Annotated in this window: 15 protein-coding genes; all 15 read right to left on the bottom strand. The window is 42.5% G+C overall.

Going from position 1 to position 15,735, the window contains the following annotated elements:
* Positions 1 to 233: 233 nt before the first annotated feature.
* Positions 234 to 1,406 carry a phosphopentomutase gene (locus HMPREF1521_RS00885; protein ID WP_038114712.1) on the bottom strand — a complete coding sequence of 391 codons (1,173 nt, stop codon included), beginning with the start codon at positions 1,404 to 1,406 and terminating at the stop codon, positions 234 to 236.
* 127 nt (positions 1,407 to 1,533) lie between these two features.
* Positions 1,534 to 2,067 (bottom strand): NUDIX hydrolase, encoded by a 534-nt coding sequence (locus HMPREF1521_RS00880; RefSeq protein ID WP_038114710.1) that lies wholly within the window; start codon positions 2,065 to 2,067, stop codon positions 1,534 to 1,536.
* A gap of 8 nt (positions 2,068 to 2,075) precedes the next feature.
* Complete coding sequence (locus tag HMPREF1521_RS00875) at positions 2,076 to 3,701, bottom strand: class I SAM-dependent methyltransferase (RefSeq protein ID WP_038114708.1); 1,626 nt, start codon at positions 3,699 to 3,701, stop codon at positions 2,076 to 2,078.
* A 139-nt stretch (positions 3,702 to 3,840) separates the two neighbouring features.
* Entirely contained in the window at positions 3,841 to 4,290 is a 450-nt protein-coding gene (gene dut, locus HMPREF1521_RS00870; RefSeq protein WP_038114706.1) for a dUTP diphosphatase, read from the bottom strand.
* Between the two features lie 10 nt (positions 4,291 to 4,300).
* Entirely contained in the window at positions 4,301 to 6,370 is a 2,070-nt protein-coding gene (locus HMPREF1521_RS00865; protein ID WP_038114705.1) for a polyribonucleotide nucleotidyltransferase, read from the bottom strand.
* A gap of 153 nt (positions 6,371 to 6,523) precedes the next feature.
* Complete coding sequence (gene rpsO / locus HMPREF1521_RS00860) at positions 6,524 to 6,790, bottom strand: 30S ribosomal protein S15 (RefSeq protein WP_038114703.1); 267 nt, start codon at positions 6,788 to 6,790, stop codon at positions 6,524 to 6,526.
* Between the two features lie 129 nt (positions 6,791 to 6,919).
* Positions 6,920 to 7,717 carry an ABC transporter ATP-binding protein gene (locus tag HMPREF1521_RS00855; RefSeq protein ID WP_038114701.1) on the bottom strand — a complete coding sequence of 266 codons (798 nt, stop codon included), beginning with the start codon at positions 7,715 to 7,717 and terminating at the stop codon, positions 6,920 to 6,922.
* A gap of 10 nt (positions 7,718 to 7,727) precedes the next feature.
* Complete coding sequence (locus tag HMPREF1521_RS00850) at positions 7,728 to 8,600, bottom strand: ABC transporter permease (RefSeq protein ID WP_038114699.1); 873 nt, start codon at positions 8,598 to 8,600, stop codon at positions 7,728 to 7,730.
* Positions 8,601 to 8,611: 11 nt separating this feature from the next.
* Positions 8,612 to 9,592 (bottom strand): ABC transporter substrate-binding protein, encoded by a 981-nt coding sequence (locus HMPREF1521_RS00845; RefSeq protein WP_038114696.1) that lies wholly within the window; start codon positions 9,590 to 9,592, stop codon positions 8,612 to 8,614.
* A 27-nt stretch (positions 9,593 to 9,619) separates the two neighbouring features.
* Positions 9,620 to 10,597, bottom strand: a complete 978-nt coding sequence (locus tag HMPREF1521_RS00840) for an ABC transporter substrate-binding protein (protein ID WP_038114693.1) — start codon at positions 10,595 to 10,597, stop codon at positions 9,620 to 9,622.
* 140 nt (positions 10,598 to 10,737) lie between these two features.
* The gene (locus HMPREF1521_RS00835; protein WP_038114690.1) at positions 10,738 to 11,115 is read right to left on the bottom strand and encodes a hypothetical protein; all 378 of its coding nucleotides are present in this window, start codon (positions 11,113 to 11,115) and stop codon (positions 10,738 to 10,740) included.
* Between the two features lie 53 nt (positions 11,116 to 11,168).
* Positions 11,169 to 12,560 carry an aminopeptidase gene (locus HMPREF1521_RS00830; protein ID WP_038114687.1) on the bottom strand — a complete coding sequence of 464 codons (1,392 nt, stop codon included), beginning with the start codon at positions 12,558 to 12,560 and terminating at the stop codon, positions 11,169 to 11,171.
* A 113-nt stretch (positions 12,561 to 12,673) separates the two neighbouring features.
* Entirely contained in the window at positions 12,674 to 13,660 is a 987-nt protein-coding gene (locus tag HMPREF1521_RS00825; protein ID WP_038114684.1) for a 3'-5' exonuclease, read from the bottom strand.
* 9 nt (positions 13,661 to 13,669) lie between these two features.
* Entirely contained in the window at positions 13,670 to 14,710 is a 1,041-nt protein-coding gene (locus tag HMPREF1521_RS00820; RefSeq protein ID WP_038114681.1) for a glycosyltransferase family 9 protein, read from the bottom strand.
* Positions 14,710 to 15,732 carry a glycosyltransferase family 9 protein gene (locus tag HMPREF1521_RS00815; RefSeq protein ID WP_038114677.1) on the bottom strand — a complete coding sequence of 341 codons (1,023 nt, stop codon included), beginning with the start codon at positions 15,730 to 15,732 and terminating at the stop codon, positions 14,710 to 14,712. The genes HMPREF1521_RS00820 and HMPREF1521_RS00815 overlap by 1 nt, the downstream gene beginning before the upstream one ends.
* Positions 15,733 to 15,735 lie beyond the last annotated feature (3 nt).

The raw sequence follows: 15,735 nt of genomic DNA, 5'->3' as shown, positions 1-15,735 counted from the left end.
TCTCGTACTTACAACCATGGGTGTATTCATACATACTTATATATTTCCACATCTATGTAGGAATATCCTTTTTCTATACAAAAATATTATCTATAAAAATACCGCAGCATAGTTAACTCAAATAGAGTCTATACGCTGCGGTATGTTCAATATGTAATTGTCCGTACAATTTTATGAGAACAATATTATGAAAATATATTCAATTATGCATAAGAAATAATCTCTATACAAAGCTACGCTTTCAAAGAATCAAGAAATGACGTTCCGATGCTCCACTGTTCCAACCCGAAGTTTTGAAGTACCGTTTCCCCGATATCCGCAAAACTTTGTCTATCACCTAAGGCTACCGAATGATTCATACTTGGGCTATAAGCAAGTAAAGGAACCATTTCCCTCGTATGATCGGTTCCCTTCCAGATAGGATCATTCCCGTGATCCGCCGTGATGAGGAGCAAATCATCATCCGTAAGTAAATCCAACAAGCCGCCCAATTGGTAATCAAAGTCTTCGATAGCACGCTTATACCCGTCTACATTGCGCCTATGACCGTAAAGGCTGTCAAATTCAACAAGGTTAACCATCATGAGCCCCCGTATAAAACTTCGTCCCAACAGATACGGCACCACATTCATACCGTGAGCATTGGACTTTGTCGGATATGATTCATCCCAGCCGACATGAGCATAAATATCGCCGATTTTGCCGACTGCCACTGTCGGAATATTAAAGTCTTGTAACGCTTGTTGCACCATTTTCTTTTCAGGCATGCGACTGTAATCATGGCGATTCGAAGTGCGCACAAAATGTCCCGGTGTACCGACAAAAGGCCGCGCAATAATGCGCCCCACATAATAATCACCGATACACACCTTATCGCGCGTAATTTGACACATGCGATACAAATCTTCTAATGGAATGACATCCTCATGAGCAGCGATTTGAAAGACCGAATCCGCCGATGTATATACGATCGGTTTACCTGTTCTTATATGCTCTTCTCCGAGGCGTTCAATAATTTCCGTTCCGGATGCAACCTCATTACCCAGAAATTCATAACCCGTTTCCTTCGTGAAAGTATCCATCAATTGCTTCGGAAAGCCATCATAAAATGTCGGGAAAGGTACCGTCACGGGATGCCCCATCATCTCCCAATGTCCGCTTGTCGTATCTTTGCCGGTACTCATTTCGGTCATACGACCGTAAGCACCGACAACAGGTTCATCGGACTCTGAAATATCAGCAATACGGGCTAAACCTAAGCTTTTTAGATTCGGACAGCGGATAGGTCCCGCTGCAGATTCAATATGCCCCAATGTATTCGAACCTTCATCGCCGAATTTAATCGCATCGGCCGCATGTCCCACACCGACACTGTCCATCACTAATAGAATAATCCGATTATACATATGTACTCCTAAACTCATATGAAATACATTACCCTATATAATGTAAATATTTCATAGTAAATTACAGTCAGGTATCACGACCATGAACCAGCAAAAACATCTGACATAAATCGAGATACGTTTAATACTACTTAAGGTACGGCATAGCAAGCATGAGTGCCGCCAAAGACTTGCTATCCTTAATATTCTCATTTCTGATAGCCTCCAGCAGTTCCGGTACTGTGTAGTACTCCAGCTCCACATATTCATCGGGATCCCAATTGGTTTCCCCCATGATAAGATCCTTGGCAAGATATAAATGTAGTACCTCATTGCAGAATCCCGGACTCGTAGCGATAGCTCCTAACGGAATCCACTGAGCCGCACGATACCCGGTTTCCTCGGCCAGTTCACGCTTAGCGCAGACAATCGGCTCTTCATTGGGGTCAAGTTTTCCTGCAGGTACCTCCAGTAGCGGCTGCTGCAAGGCATATCTGAATTGACGCTCCATGACGATCTTATTGTCCTCTGTAACCGCCACAATCGCCGTGGCCCCCGGATGATGCACAACCTCACGCCATGCCTCCTTGCCGTTCACATCGGCTATATCATAGGTAACTTGAATCAACTTACCGTTAAATTTCATTTCACTGGATTTCTGTATTTCCTTACTAATTGCCATATGTACCTCTAATCTTCTATTTTATGTAAAAATCCGAGCATTCGGATACGTTGTAAAATTTCCTCTAAATACACTTCATTAGGAACGATAAAATCAATATCGTCCTGCGTATGACGCTGAACCGTAATATTGTCATCCATAATAGCAAGAATCTTTTCTTTTGTCGTAGGCTCCGCCATCTGCTTTATAATAAAAAGAAACCCGTTATCTATATCCTGTTGCACTTTATTGTACATATCCCCTATACCGATATAGGAGCTGCCTTCTTTTTCCACTATGGTGGCAATAAAATCTATAAATCTTTGCGGTATATATACCTTATTATCCTCAAAAGCGATTCTTTCATATGGTTCAGCGTACATATCAAGATTATCCACGATGATCAAATACAGTAGACGAGAGTACACTCTGTCCATTTCTATAGTATATCCGGGCAGCTTTCTATGTATATGATCCACTATATCCTGAACAGTAAATACATCCCCTCGGTCCATAACCTCTTTAATAGCAATATGGATGCTGTCCGTCATATTGGAAGGAATGCCTACATTAACAATACTGCAAAAATACAATCTTGATAATACATCTATGCCGACCCGTTCATTACGAATGATGTCTTCACTACGTTTTTCCTTCGTCAAAAGGGACATTCTGAACTGCGTATCATAAATATAATCATAATACTGTTCCTTAGCAATATAATCATCATTAGCTAATTGCGCTATATTATCATGAATATCCTCTGGTAACCAGCTTATATAAGACCGTGAAAGAAACACATCACCTATATACGCGCAACCTTGATCATTGGCACGTTTTATAAATTCATGTACATATACAGGATCATTAAAAGGCTCCAAATATTCATGAGCCACATAATAATCATTAGAGCTCAATACCTTTTGGATGTTATCAATTTTATAACTCGCCGTCTGACTCATCCGATTATCCAGTCCCATCGTATCGGCTACGAGCTTCAATATGTTCTTTGTATATAAAGTCCGCTCCATCAACGGCATCTCTAGCGCTTTTTGCTCCGCGTACTGCATGATTTCTCGATATTGCTCTAACCGTTTCCATCCGGGATATGTATTATATGATATATAAGCAATACCTTTATCGGATAAATTCTTATTACAGATCGATAAAATCTTATCTTTTACCACATCCGGAACCCACGACCAAATTCCATGTACAATAATATAGTCAAAAGTACCGAAGGATTCGTCAATATCCAAAATATCCTTTTCAATCAAATGTATATTGGAAAGCCCCATCGATGCAATCAATTCATTCCCCATCGCAATCTGCGAAAACGATAGATCAATGCCCGTAAAAGAAGCTTCAGGATAATATAAAGCCTGAGAAATTATATTTCCCCCAAAAGAACAGCCCAGTTCAAGAACGCGAGCCTTTTTTAAAGGTACAGGCTCCAATCCATATAATAAAGCTCGTGCCGCTAATGTATTTAGAGAAGTGGCTCCAAAGGGCTGAGAAATATACACTACATCCTCATAACTCTTTTTTAGAACTTTATTTTCATCCAGTATGTGCATAGTATTCTGTGTTGACTCGACATCATTTCCCATAATTGATGTATTCATATTCCTTTTTTGTTTTGACTCCTGTTTCATAACGCCTCCCGAATTCTTCTTCTATAAGAATTATTATATAGTATTATGAAAAAGAATTGTAGACAAGTCATAATAACACATGAAAGCCGCCCAACCAAGTTGAGCGGCTTTCACCATTTTATTATGAATCATATAGACTTTACATAGTCCCCGTACTGCCGATACCGCCGGTTCTTACACCTGTAGCATCGTCATCATTGGTAATAAGGTATTTGGAGAATATGCCTTGAGCAACGCGTTCTCCTTTTTCAAGGGTTATCGGTTCTTGACCAAAGTTCAAGAGGGCAATCATAATATGACCTTCATTGTCCTCATTATTATAATAATCACTGTCGATAATGCCCGTGCTGTTCACAAGTGCCAAATGACGCTTAACGGCCATACTGGAGCGGATATGAATAGCAAGGTATTCATCATATGCCATAAAAGCCTTAAGACCCGTAGGCACAAGTTTTATTTCACCCGGTTCCAATGTAACGGCTTCAGCACATTCTATATCATATCCTGCACTTTCCGTCGTTTTACGGGTCGGTAAATTGATATCTTGTTCTTCAAAGGCAGTTACTACCTCAAATCCGCGAATATCCATGAGACACCTCTTACTTTAAACAATCCTTACGGGATAAGTTAACACGGCCTTGTTTATCAATTTCGATAACTTTTACCATGATTTCATCCCCAACGTTTACAACATCCTCTACATTTTCAACGCGTTCCTTAGCTAATTTTGAAATATGTACAAGACCTTCTTTACCAGGCAATACCTCTACAAAAGCGCCGAATGCCATGAGACGTGTTACCTTTCCTAGATATACTTCCCCTACTTCCACTTCTTTAGTAAGGTTCGTAATGATTTCTTGCGCTTTCGCAGCCCCTTCTTGTTCCACGGATGCGATAAATACGGTACCGTCATCTTCAATATCGATCTTAGCACCTGTTTCTTCAATAATGCTGCGAATTACTTTACCGCCTGTACCGATAACATCGCGAATCTTATCAGGGTCGATTTTCATCGTAATGATGCGCGGTGCGTATTGAGACATTTGTTTGCGCGGTTCAGCGATAGTATCAAGCATGATACCCATAATATGCATACGACCTTTATGGGCCTGTTCCAATGCTTCATGCAAAATCTCACGAGACAAGCCGGAAATCTTGATATCCATCTGGATTGCCGTTACCCCTTTAGCGGTACCGGCCACCTTAAAGTCCATGTCGCCAAGAGCATCTTCCATACCTTGAATATCTGTTAAAATCGTGTAATGTTCACCTTGAGTCACAAGCCCCATAGCGATACCGGCCACAGGCGCCTTGATAGGCACTCCGGCATCCATCAGGGATAATGTGGAGCCGCATACGGACGCCATGGAACTGGAACCATTAGATTCCAATACTTCAGATACGAGACGCAATGCATATGGGAAATCCTCTTCACTAGGAATTACAGGAACCAATGCTCGTTCAGCCAATGCGCCGTGACCGATTTCGCGACGGCCAGGACCGCGGGAAGAACGTGTTTCCCCTACGGAGAAGGACGGGAAGTTATAGTGATGAATATAACGTTTTTCAGTTTCAACACCAAGACCGTCGATAGTTTGTGTTTCGGATAAAGGTGCTACTGTTGTAATATTCAATACCTGAGTTTGACCGCGTGTAAATAATCCGGAGCCATGTGTACGAGGCAATACGCCTGTACGGCAGGAAATCGGACGAACTTCATCAAGCTTACGACCGTCCGGACGAATTTTTTCAACGGTGATCATATGACGGACAATTTCCTTCGTCATCGCATCAAATGCTTTATTAACGTCAGAAAGATTATCCGGATAAATGCTTTCAAAATGAGCCAATACGTCGGAGCGAACTTCCGCTTCTTGAGTATCACGTTGTTGTTTATCAGCACAACGAACAGCGGCATCTAATTTATCATGGCCGTATGCACGTACTGCATCAGCGATATCCTGAGGCACTTCTTTACTTTCAAAGACGCGTTTTTCCTTACCGACTTTAGCTTTAATATCCTCCTGGAAGGCTACGATTTTTTTTATTTCTTCATGAGCGGTCATGATAACTTCGAGGATTATATCTTCCGGCACCTCCTGTGCACCGCCTTCGACCATGAGGATAGCATCCTTCGTACCGGCTACAACGATATTAAGATCGCTTTCATCAGCTTGAGCTTTAGTCGGATTAACAACAAATTCTCCATTAACACGTCCCATTCGAACACCTGCGATAGGTCCGTTCCAAGGAATATCAGAAATAGAAAGTGCTGCAGATGCACCGATCATACCGCATATAGCAGGATCGCAGTCGTGATCTACGGACATAACCGTTGCCACTACATGCACTTCATTGCGCACACCCTTATCAAATAGCGGACGAATAGGACGGTCAATCAAACGGCTATTCAAAATAGCGGATTCCGGTGGACGTGCCTCACGTTTGATAAATCCTCCAGGCAAGCGACCGACAGCATACATTTTTTCTTCATAGTCTACGGTAAGCGGGAAGAAATCGATATCCTTCGCCTCTTTAGAACCCGTAGCGGTCACAAGTACACGTGTATCTCCATAACCAACCATTACGGCACCGCCGGCTTGTTTTGCAAGTTCCCCAGTCTCAATCGTAAGCGTACGACCGGCCAGGTCCATTTGGAATTGTTCCATTCCTATTCCTCCTATAAATCATCTTTTTCATATACCTTATTATTATATATCATCATATAAAAATAAGCCATGTATTTAAAGACTTTAGTTGTTGGTACCGCTTATTTGCAGAGTTATAAATAAAAAAGCCGTCCCGGAGGACGGCAAATTTTATTATTTACGAAGACCAAGTCTTTCAAGAATGGAACGATAACGTTCGATATCTTTGCGACGAAGATAGTCAAGCATATTACGGCGTTGACCTACAAGTTTCAACAAGCCACGACGGGAATGATGATCTTTTTTATGTTCCTTCAAGTGTTCTGTTAAGTACTGAATACGGCTTGTCAAAATCGCAATTTGTACTTCCGGAGAACCTGTGTCACCTTCATGTGTAGCATATTCTTTAATGATTGCTAATTTAGCTTCTGTAGTTAACATTTCTGTTACCTCCTATAAATAAAAATCTCGTTAAGCTTAAGTAACCGTCGGAGAGTCGAATACTTCGCTTACGATGTGTCTAATGACTTTATTTAGTATACAGTATCTGCCTGATGTTGTAAAGAAAAACTATTTCGCTCCTAAAACCATGCGATCGCTCAATGCATTTTCACCGGCCACTTCGAATTTTTCAAGAAGATCCTGAACGGTGAGTTTTTTCTTTTCTTCCCCTTTTACATCGTAAATGATGCGACCCGCATCCATCATGATGAGACGATTACCGAAACGCAATGCATCGCGCATATTGTGAGTGATCATAAGGGTTGTCAAATTATGTTCAGATACGAGCTTTTCCGTCAACTGCAGTACATTTTCCGCTGTCTTAGGATCAAGTGCCGCCGTATGTTCATCGAGCAGCAAGATTTCCGGGCGAAGCATAGTCGCCATCAACAAGGTAATCGATTGACGCTGACCACCCGATAGTAACCCCATGCGAGCCGATAACCGTTCCTCTAAACCGAGACCAAGTAGGGCGAGTCGCTCTTTAAAAAACGCCTGTTCGCTGTCTTTGAAAGCCCACTTAAGGCCCAATCTTTTACCGCGACGCATGGCGAGAATCAAATTCTCTTCAATCTGCATATTGCCCGCAGTTCCTACCATCGGATCCTGAAAGACGCGACCGATATATTTAGCACGTTTATATTCAGCCATTTTCGTCACATCAATATCATTGATTGTGATTTGTCCCTCATCTACGGGAAATACTCCGGCAATAGAGTTCAATAGCGTACTTTTACCGGCACCGTTACCACCGATAACCGTACAGAAATCACCTTCTTCAAGTCTAAGATTGATACCCTGAAGAGCGGTTTTTTCATTAATGGTGCCCTTAAAGAAGGTTTTTACCATATTTTTTACTTCTAACATAGAAACCTCCTTAGCGAGCCAGCCATTTGGCTTTCAATGTAGGCAACGAAAGCGCAATAGCCACGAGAATAGCGGTGAATAATTTCAAATCGTTCGGCGGCATACCGAGATAAAGAACGGTAGCAATTACGATACGGTATACGATAGATCCGAGCACTACGGCAATAAGACTCTGTACAAAAGATTTTGTACCGAATACGACCTCACCGATGATAACAGATGCCAAGCCGATTACGATTGTACCGATACCCATCCCTACATCGGCGAACCCTTGCGCTTGACCGATTAAGGCTCCGGATATACCTACAAAACCGTTGGATATCAACAGACCAAGGACAATCATATTATCCGTATTCACACCTTGAGCGCGAATCATTTGCGGATTTACACCGGTCGCCCGAAGAGCTGTACCGATTTCAGTACCGAAAAACCAGAATAAGAACAGACATACAACGATAGCCACCAAAATTCCTACAATGGCCGCAGACCACATATTCGGTGTATGTAATACACCGCCGAGCATGCTATACACCGTATCCATACGAAGTAAGGATACATTAGCCTTGCCCATGATATGGAGATTAATGGAGTATAAGGCGATCATCGTTAAGATACCTGCTAAGAGAGCAGGTATTTTTAATTTTGTATGAATCCAGCCTGTTACAGCACCTGCCGCCATACCACCGATGCCGGCAACTAAAATGGATAAAATCGGATTCATGCCATTGGTAATCAAAATGGCTGAAATAGCCGCCCCCATAGGGAACGTTCCTTCCACCGTCAAGTCCGCCACATCAAGAACGCGGAATGTGATGAATACACCAATCGCTAATAAAGACCACAAAAGGCCTTGAGTTATGGTGCCTACCAATAAATCAAACATCAATATCTCCTCTATTTTTTCATATCTTTTCGAAGTGCCTCCGGAATAGTAATCCCCAATTTATTGGCACGCTCTTCGTTGACAGTTAATTTAATTCCCTTTTGTGTTTCAACCGGCATATCCCCGATTTTAGCTTCCCCTGACAGGATTTTTGCAGCCATCAATCCCGTCTGATAACCTAATTGATAGTAATCTACAGAATAGGTTGCCACACCACCGGTCATAGTCATGCCTTCATCAGCAGCGAATACAGGAATCTTTGCGGAATCCGTAATTTGTGCCAAGTTGGCCATCGCCGATGCGATTACATTATCCGTCGGCGTATAAATGGCCTGTACATCCTGATTTACGAGATTGGTTGCCGCCTGTTGAATATCGTTAACATTAGATACCGTCGCTTCTACTACAGTTATCCCCTTTGTCGCAGCATAAGCCTTCATTTTTTCCACCTGTAGCTGGGAATTGATTTCCGAAGATGTGTAGATAGCACCGATTCGTTTAACATTCGGTACCAATGCTACAATGAGATCCACCTCTTTTTCTACAGGTGTCATATCCGATGTACCCGACACATTACCGCCGGGATGTTCATTAGATTTAACAAGCTTAGCCGTCACATAATCGGTAATAGCTGTTCCTAAAATCGGCATATCATGAGATGCATTAGCCATTGTCTGTGCCGCCGGTGTTGCAATGGCAAGCACCAAATCATTTTTATCAGATACAAAACGCTGTGCAATACTATTTAAATTAGATTGATCGGCCTGTGCATTTTGTTGATCAATCTTGATATTTTCTCCATCCTTATAACCTTTGGAGGCAAGGCCGTCAATAAAGCCCTTATTTGCTGCATCAAGAGATGGATGTTCTACCAGTTGAATAACACCGATTTTCTTTTGATCTCCGGATGCCGTGTTGGAACCGCAACCTGCGACCATAGCCATTACGGTAATGGCGCTGAGGGCCACTACAATACCTTTTTTCCAGTTCATGTAACATTACTCCTTACCAGTTGCGTATTAAATCATAGATGCTTTGTTCATCAATTCCTCTGGTAAGGTGATGCCCAATTTTTCCAACTTGTCTTTATTCACAACTAATTTAAACTCTTTTTGCGTTTCGATAGGCATATCTTCAACTTTAGCTTCACCGGTTAAGATTTTTGCAGCCATCAAACCCGTTTGATATCCCAATTTATAATAATCCACGGATAAGGACATGAGTGCTCCGCCTTTAACATGATTATCTTCACCACCGAAAACCGGGATCTTTGCAGGATCTGTAATAGCGACAAGATTACTCATCGCAGATGCCACCACATTATCTGTCGGTACATATACCGCATCTACATGTTGAGATACGAGGTTTTGAGCCGCTTGTTGAATATCGTTTACGGTGGATACCGTAACCTCTTCTACCTTAATCCCTTTTGTAGCAGCATAAGCCTTCATTTTCTCTACTTGAATCTGAGAGTTCACTTCACTGGAACTGTAAATGGTACCGATTGTTTTCGCATTCGGCATGACTTGTAATATCAGATCAACTTGTTGTTCTACCGGGTTCATATCACTCGTACCGGATATATTGCCGCCCGGATGCTCATTTGATTTAACGAGCTTTGCCGCTTCATAATCGGTAATGGCCGTCCCCAAAATCGGAATATCATGAGTCGCATTAGCCATCGTCTGTGCCGCAGGTGTAGCAATCGCTAAAATCAGATTTTTACGATCCGATACAAAACGTTGAGCAATCGTATTCAAATTTGATTGATCGGCTTGAGCATTTTGTTGATCAAAGGTAATCTTGCTATCTAAGCCTTTTTCCTTTAATGCATCGACAAAGCCTTTATTGGCTGCATCCAAAGCAGGATGTTCAACAAGTTGAACCACACCTACCTTGTAATTACCGCCATCACTTGTTCCATTTGTACCACACCCGGTAACGGCCATAAAAGCTGCCGCAGTCAGTACCAAGGCGATTCCTTTTTTCCAGTTCATAGGGATTCCCTTCCTCTTCGTCATAACTAATAATATATTAATTATAAACGACTTTATCTACTACATCAATGTAGCAGACTAAAGTATTTTACATTTGTTCATATTGAATATACAGAAAATACTGTTTTTATGAGATAAGGTTATCGATTTAAAGACGCCAACATTTCTTCCGTCAATTCGTTTGCGGCTAGAATATACTCCTTCAGCGTTCCCTTATCGAGGGCCATCTTCATAACGGGAACTTCAAAGGGGTCCAGGATAACACACATCAAAATCTCGCCTGTCACATAGTAACCGACAACAGCTTCACCTTCATCCATCTCAAGTGTTTCTCGTTTTACCGTTACACAGTATGGTTTCATAACCTCTGCGGCAGCCTTTGCCACTTCTTCCCGATTTGCAATGTATTCGTCCGCCTTCGATTCAGGAATATCAAAGATATCGACCTTTACGGTCTTTACCTCCGATGCATTGTCTTTAGCGGCTGCAATAGCGGCGCCCAATTCCGTTTTACTCATAATCCACCTCATACATGAATTGGACTTTCACCACCGGTGAAAGCCCTCTATCATTAGATTGTTTCATCTGCCGCATTAAGGAACGCGACATAACACTGTTTAGCTTCGTAAATATCCGCTTTGGAGGTAACTTCCCACGGAGCATGCATGCTGAGTACAGCCACACCGCAATCGATGACATTCATACCGTACAAAGCCATTATATATGCAATGGTTCCGCCTCCACCGAGATCGACTTTACCGAGCTCAGCCGTTTGATATGTAACATTATTGGACTCCATAATGCGGCGAATAAAGCCCATATACTCCGCATTGGCATCATTAGAGCCCGATTTACCGCGAGCCCCCGTAAATTTATTGAACACGACGCCCATTCCTAAGTAAGAGGCGTTTTTCTTTTCAAAAGCGGAGCTGTAAAGAGGATCATATCCGGCGCTTACATCGGAGGACAACATACGTGATTTTTCCAATGTACGACGAACGCTGACAGAATTCGGTTTTCCCATAAGCGTTAAAATTTCAGCCACCGCATTTTCAAAGAATCGGGATTGCATCCCCGTAGCGCCGACTGAACCGATTTCCTCTTTATCCACAAGCAAACAGCATGTAGTACGTTTTACCTGATCCACTTCGAGCATCGCTACCAATGAAGTGTAGGCACATACGCGATCATCTTGGCCATACGCCATAACCATGGACCGATCAAAGCCCATATCGCGCGCTTTGCCGGCAGGAACGATTTCAAGTTCTGCGGATAATAAATCCCGTTCCTCAAAACCATATTCCTTTTCAAGAAGGGCGTTAATAAATTTAGCAACCCCGTCCTTCTCTTCATCTTTTACGGGACGGCTGCCGATGAGCAGATCCAACGCCTCCCCTTCGATAACCTTTGCCGCATTTTTCTGCATCTGTTCCTGACCCAAATGTGGCAATAAATCGGTAATACAGAAAACAGGATCCGTGTCCTTATCGCCGATATTGATATCGATACGGGTACCGTCAGTCTTCACAACTACACCGTGAATAGCCAAAGGCATCGCAACCCAATGATATTTTTTGATTCCCCCGTAATAATGAGTATCCCAAAATAACAGATTGCTGTCTTCATATTGAGGATTTTGTTTAACGTCGATACGAGGAGAATCGATATGGGCTCCTAACAGATTCATGCCCAATTCGATATCATCCGTACCGATATTGAAAAGAGCGATGGATTTATCCATGTGGGTATAATACACCTTATCCCCCGCCTTGATTGACGTATTCGATGCAATTAAATCCTGTAAATTAACATAGCCTTTCGCTTTTGCCATCTGTACAGCCTGAATCACACATTCCCGTTCAGTTTTTCCATCATCTAGAAATTGACGATATCCATCACTTAACTCATATACTTTGGATATGGTCGCATCATCATAATTGTGCCATGCATATTTACGTTCCATACAATTATCCTTTCTAAAGGTATTCTATGCCTCAATATCCTGTATAAAATAAGCCTCTAAATCTACAGAATACAGCTTCATAGAAATCTTATTCGATTGACATTAAAATCAAATCATTTAGTCGCATGTCGCTTTTCCAGCTCCGCTCTGCGATGTTCATGATATAATCTTTCTTTCTCCCGATTAACCTCGGACTTGTTTTTATATAATAAACGAATCTCATCGGTACAATGTGTCAGTACTTTTGTAACATAAAACTTTGTAATTCCCGATCTGATCGTATATTTTCCAACCTTTAACTGCACCGCAAAATCGCCATGTTTAGGACAAATACCGAGTGCAAGATACTTATCCCCCTGTAACCGTTCCGGCTGCGTCATATCCAATCTATTCTGGCAATACGGACAAAACGACAGTCTAACCCGTTTATCATGGACAACACGCTTCTTTTCGGAAAAGTTCTCATACATAAAAAACGTCAGAATCGGCGGATATAACAATGGATTGGAACCGGTCTTACGGATCTCATCATACTGCCGTATTCCTTCAGGAATATCCAGTTTCTGACAAATATGTGCCGTAAAAACCGCGTCATGCAATGCATTGTGTGCCGACAAATGCTCTGAGGAAATTCCTAAATCCTCCATGGCATGGGATACGGAATACTGTTGATTTGTTCCGTACCGTTGATAGGCATAAATCATCTGCGCATCCACCCACTGATCATAGGACAGCACTTTCATACTGTGCAACATGAGATTTTCCCGTAAAATGAGAATATCATCAGCACCCCACGATAAGAGCATGTATTGATCGCCGCACCAGGCTTGAAAATGATGCATGGCCGTCTTAAACGGCACGCCATGATTCAAATCCAACGATGTAATCCCCGTCAATTCACGCACGTGTTTATGCATGCGTGTTAAATATCGAGGTTTGATAAACATCGTAAAATGATCTACGATATCCATCCGTTCATTCAATTTTACTGCTCCGATTTGAATAATCTCACCCGTCAACGGCATCTTTGTGCGTTTCATAAAACTGATATCGTTACTGTACGGTTGATTCCATTCCAAATCAAATACAATATAATTCATAACTGGCCTTTATTTTGTTTCTGAAAGCAACGTTTCCGCCGCTTTAATCACTTCATCTTCGGATATTACGGAAATTCCCGCGTAGTGACCTTCCTTGATGATCTGTTTCATACTTTTACCGATTTCATATGTATCCATGGACTCAAGAACAATAGATTCAGATTGATACGGTCCGTAAAAAAATGGATTTGACGGTCCGTAAAGTGCCACTACGGGCACATGTTGACTCACAGCGACGTGCATCGGTCCCGAATCATTCGTGATGAGCAAGGAGCACCGCCCCATAGCCGCAGCCAAAGGCCCTAACTGAAATGCACCGGTCGCGACAATCGGCTTTGTTTCCATCATCTTTACAACCGGTTCTACCATATCGATATCCATAGGGCCTCCAAAGAATATCGTCTTGTACCCTTGCCGTCCGAAATAATCCGCCACATGGACAAAACGTTCGGCAGGCCATCGTTTTTCAGGGACCGCACTACCGATATTGAATCCGATAAGCTTATCTTCATCCTTTACACCATGATCGGTATAGAAATCATATGCCTCACGGCGCCAAGCTTCACAAGTTTCTATATGTAAACCGGAATTTGATAAATCCGCAACCCCTAACTGCTCCAAAACATTGATATACATATCCGCGGCATGACGCGTCTTGCGGTCGAGACGCGTATACTTCGTCATAAAGGGTCTGAATAAAAAATGACTCATCCCCGTTGTAACAGGTGCATGAATCTTCCACGCTAAATATGATGTGCGTTCATTGGGATGCAGATTAATCACGATATCCGGCTTACCCTTCGCATTGATCTCACGCGCGACCGCATTGAGGCCTGAAATACTGTTATGACGCCCTTTTTTATCCACGACGACAAGTTCATCAATATTTGGATTATACTGCATAACCTGCTGTAATTTCTCATCTATTACATATGTAATATGACTATGAGGTGCCGCCTTTCGCAATACCTCTAAAAACGGTGTCGTCAGGATAACATCACCCAGATGCATGAGAAAGGTCACAACAATTCGCTTATTATCGAGTTCCATTACAGTTCCTTTCCAAGCACTTGCTCATATACGGACCATACCGCATCCACCGGGATCTGAGCCATGCAGTCCGGATCATCAACCAACGGGTCCTCCGGCGTCGCCTTTGAGGTAGGAGAAATGATGAGATGTACGTGACTGCCTCCATAAGGACCTGTCCGCTTAGGTGATGTCGTACCGAATAAGGCAATGAGAGGCCGCTTCAAGGCATTTGCAATATGTAGCGGTCCCGTATCGGCGCTGATAAATACTTCGCATCGACGGATCAGTTCTATCAGTTCCTCCATCGATGTAGCCCCAACGAGATTTACGAGATTATCATTCTTTACATAATTTTCTATGAAAGCGCCCTTCTCAATATCCTCCGGTGCACCTGCGATGACGACCTTCTTACCTGATTCACAGAGGCGAATACAGAGTTCGCCAAAATTGAGAAGAGGCCATTCCTTTACTATCCATCGTGCGCCGGGTACTACTACGACATATTCATCATCGGAAATACCAAAGCATTGAAGACGATATTTAATCGATTTTTCCGCATTCCCGTAGACGGGCATGGGAAATTCAACACCTTCCACTTCGCCGCCCAAGGCGCGAACGGTATCTAAATATCTCTCGATAACATGATCGTACTTGTGCTCTCCTACAAGGGCTTTATTCACAAGATTACTGCCTTCGCGCAGTTCCCAGTAACCGTATTTTTCAGGCGCCCCCGATAGTAGAGAAACTATAGCACTTTTTGCAATACATTGTAAATCTAAGGTCATATCAAAATGACGACTATGTAGCTCTTTTCTAAGCTCCCAAAGATATGCCGGTTGTTTCAACCTCTTCTTGTCGATAATGATGACATCATCGATCCAGGGGGTACCGGGCAGGAGGCTGGCGAACTGTTCATGAATAGCCCAGGTGATACGCGCATCAGGCCAGTTCTTACGAATTGCATACAAGGTAGGTAATGCATGTATAACATCGCCTAAAGAGCTCATCTTGATAATGAGTATATTCTTGTAATCTTTCATACC

It is taken from the genome of Veillonella sp. AS16 (assembly GCF_000517785.1).
Taxonomy (GTDB): Bacteria; Bacillota; Negativicutes; order Veillonellales; family Veillonellaceae; genus Veillonella; species Veillonella denticariosi.
The sequence above is the reverse complement of the archived record's forward strand: the minus strand, read 5'-3'. Positions and strand labels throughout refer to the sequence as shown.